At 44.2% G+C, this 1070-nt stretch carries 1 protein-coding gene; it reads right to left on the bottom strand.

The window, feature by feature from the left end:
* The coding region (locus AC1DSB_RS19800; RefSeq protein ID WP_477587484.1) for a metallophosphoesterase N-terminal domain-containing protein at positions 1–867 on the bottom strand (867 nt) is incomplete at its 3' end.
* Positions 868–1070 lie beyond the last annotated feature (203 nt).

Here is a 1070-nt window from a genome sequence, read left to right as displayed (position 1 = left end):
TACTACTACTTCTTTGTCTTTTGCATTTTGGGCGAGATCCTGTTTTAACCATTCCAATTGGTCATTTTCATTGAAGCCCAATGTATTTTCCAATGTAACAAAATGCCTGTTGCCATAATCGAATGAATACCACTCAGGTCCGAGATACTTGCGGTAACGGTCCACTCTTGTTTGATAGCTAGAACCTGGGGCAAAGTCATGGTTTCCGACAGCTGGGTAGACAGGAACAGCAGATGTAGCTGTGCTCGCTGTATAATCCTGATATTCTGCATCGGTCGCCCGGTTGGTCAAGTCGCCACTAACGGCGATAAAGGCAGGGTTTCCTGTCGATTCGTTAATTTGCGCTAGCTGTGATGTGAATCGTTCACGGTTATTATTTGACCCTGCTTCCACGTGAACATCGGCCACGTTGGCAAAGGAAAAGTTAGGATTATTGCTTTCAGGCTTAAGTAGCAGTCCGAAGTTTTGTTCTCGTGTTTCACCGGCCTCGAGGTTGCCAAGTTGCTTATAGAACTGGGGTGTTTTGTTTTCGTCTGTTGGGACGCTATACCCGCTAGGAACGGTAACAAAGACGATATCCGACTGGCGTCTTTCAATGTTTGCCGTCAGTGTATACTTTCCTGAATCATCGGTAACGGAAATGCTCTTACCATCTGATACAGACACATTTGGAATTCCCTGTTCGTTGTTATCGCGGACTCCATTTCCATTTTTGTCTGCGAACACCGTTCCCGTAACAGTAGCATTAGGATTATCTGCGACAACCGGTTTGACGACAGCCGCCAAAGCAAGACTACACATCACGGCTACGGTAATCGGTTTAAGCTTTTCCTTCACCGTTTTCCCTTTTTCATTTAAAGGTTTCATTCTTATTCCTCCTATTAATCTCGTATTTTTAACACCCTTAAGCTACTCTTTTTGAACCACCCCCTATAAGAAAAGGAAAGAGATTCAGCATTAAGCTAGAAATCGCTCAAAATACCAGAATAATCCCATACCAAAAATACCGGCGGTTGCCGATCCGTAGACGACAGTTGACCATTTGAATCGGCGGATATAAAGAAGAATGG

This window comes from Paenisporosarcina sp. P4_E4_2, from assembly GCF_056401595.1.
Note: the sequence above shows the minus strand (reverse complement) of the source record. Positions and strands in the feature narration are given on the sequence as shown.